The 2,583-nt window shown below is 60.1% G+C and carries 1 protein-coding gene and 1 pseudogene; both read right to left on the bottom strand.

Going from position 1 to position 2,583, the window contains the following annotated elements; all coding sequences use genetic code 11:
* On the bottom strand, positions 1-1,067 hold a 1,067-nt coding region (locus FWD29_10210), incomplete at its 3' end, for an IS630 family transposase (GenBank protein MCL2804301.1).
* Between the two features lie 369 nt (positions 1,068-1,436).
* A pseudogene (locus FWD29_10205) lies at positions 1,437-2,240 on the bottom strand (methyl-accepting chemotaxis protein).
* Positions 2,241-2,583 lie beyond the last annotated feature (343 nt).

Below are 2,583 nucleotides of genomic sequence, written 5' to 3'. Positions count from 1 at the left end.
GCCTGTGACCGTGCCAATGCGTCACGAGCGCGCTGGATCTTGCGCAGAATCTCTTCCCCCTTGGCCCTCCAGACGTAGCGCTTCGGATTGCGGTTGTGCTCGGCCAAATAGTCCATGATGGCCCCAGCCAGCTGCTTGACCGAGTTGAAACTGCCCTCACTGATGCAATCGCTCAAGTCGCGAAAGAAACGCTCAACCAGATTCAGCCACGACGAAGAGGTTGGCGTGAAGTGCATGTGAAAACGAGGATGTTTGTCCAGCCACGCATTGACCTCGGCGTGCTTGTGGGTGGCGTAGTTGTCGGCAATCAGATGAATGGCCAAGTCCTTGGGCGTTTCCCGGTCGATTTTTTTGAGAAACGCCAGCCACTCCTGATGCTGATGCTGTGCGGCGATGCTCGTAATCAGCTTGCCCTCCAGGTAGTTGAGAGCGGCAAACAAGGTCAGGGTGCCGTGGCGAATGTAATCATGGGTGGCGGTCTTGATGTGACCGATGCCCAAGGGCAGACCCGGCTGGGTGCGTTCCAGCGCCTGACATTGCGATTTCTCATCGCAGCACAGCACCAGCGCCTTGTGGGGCGGGTTCAGATACAGACCGATGACGTCCCAGAATTTTTCCTCGAAGTGTTTGTCGTTGGACAGTTTGAAGGTTCGCGCCAGGTGCGGTTTGATGTCGTTGGCAGCCCACAGGCGTTGCACACTGGCTGCCGACAAACCCGTGGCGCGCGCCATGCTGCGGCAACTCCAACGTCCCCGGTTGGCTGGCGGTTGCACCACCGTCTCCAGCGCCTTGCTGAGCGCCGCTTCGGACAGCGAGGGCTTGCGGCCCCGTCCTGGCATGTCCGCCAGTCCAGCCAGCCTTTGCCCGGCAAAGCGCCGGCACCAGTGATTGACGGTCACGCGCGAAACCCCCACCGCCGCACCGACCGCTTCCTGAGTATGCCCCTGGGCCGCCAGAAGAATGATTTGCGCCCGCTGGCGATCACGCACCGACACGGTATTCGCGCGCACTCGCCTGGTGAGCTCACGTTCTTCTTCCACCCTCAACTCGATCCGCGTCTTCGCCATAGCCTTCTTTCCAAAACACCTTGGAGTCGGAGTATAGAGGAAATGGGAAAATGTAAAACCATTTGCGAGACATTGCACTAGCTGTTTGCCGAGGGGCGCGAGGAGAGGTTCTTGTTGCGCCACGGTGTTTAGTGGTCCGGGAATCCGCCCAGCTTCCGGTCGGTTTGCATTCCATTCCGGCAGGTCGACATCGTGTCCGTCGCTGACCTTGTAGCCTTGAATAAGCTTACTCATCGCTTCGGCAGATGACCGGGTACGGTCGGCGAGTCCGCTCATGTTTCGGACCTGCTCGCCGGAGTCCTCCACGGCCTGGCTGACCCGGGCCAGTGCGGAGGCTGTCGTTTCGGTGGCCTTGGCCTGCTCACGGGTGGCCTCGGCGACGGAACCGACGTCCTGGGACAGCTCGCGCATGGCATCTACGATGCCGCCCAGGGAGGTCTGAAGCTCGCTCAGTCCTTTGCGCATCTTTGTCGCCCAGGCCTGGGTGGTTACCATGACCTCGTGGGTGCCCGTCGCTGCATCCTGGATGGAGCTCACCCCGGAGGTGATTTCCGCAGTAGAGACGGCGGTCTTCTCAGCAAGCTTGCGTACCTCATCGGCCACCACGGCAAAGCCGCGGCCGTGCTCGCCGGCGCGGGCCGCCTCGATGGCGGCATTCAAGGCGAGCAGATTGGTCTGGTCGGCGATCTCCTTGATGCCGATGGCCACGCGGCCAATGCCGCCAATCTGTTCAGCCAGGCGATCGACCGAGGCGGCAACGGCATCGAACGCGACAAAGACCTGCTCGGCATCCGTAACCGTCGTAGACATCGTGCCCAGACCGGTCTCGGCATGGCTCATGGTGGTCATGGCGCGGGTGCGGGCGCTGTTGGCATTGTTGGCAATGCCCCCTGCGGCCTGCGCCATTTGTTCCGTCGCACTTGATCCGGACATGATGTTGTCGATGACCTGCTCGTTTCGCTCAGCGATCACCCGGGACTCGCCGGCCAGTTCGCCGGAAAGCGACACCAGTTGTTTGTTGGACTTGCGGATCTCCAGGGCGAGGCTGTGAAATGCGTCTACCAGGCTCCCCAGTGAGGCGCTGATGTCCCCGAGTTCGCCGGCGAGGGCAGGGGGCGTCACGTTGAGGTCTCCCTTGGCTGCACGGTTGGCAGCGTCGGCGAGTTGCTGCACACCTCGCGCAATCTTGCGCGATACCAGAAGGGAGAGAACTACTGACCTTTGCGTTTGTAATGTCACTGACGATGCTGGCGAAACCAAGGCCCCTGGCGGGTTTCAAGATCAAGTCAGTGACAGAACTGGCGAGAAGGTTAGTAAATTGAAAAGAAACCCAATCAGGCCGGTGGCCATGAGTGCCAGGATCATGGTATCGGCCATCTGCCTGGCTTTGACTATTCACCCGGCAATTAAATATTGACAAACACCAAGTCATTGTCATATAATTTTGCATGGACAAAGAAGACGGACGCAGGCTGTCGCGGGAAGCACAGCACGAGAGGCGAAAGCAGGCGGTACG

The organism is Micrococcales bacterium (assembly GCA_009784895.1).
Lineage (GTDB): Bacteria > Actinomycetota > Actinomycetes > Actinomycetales > WQXJ01 > WQXJ01.
This window is presented reverse-complemented; position numbering and strand designations above follow the sequence as displayed.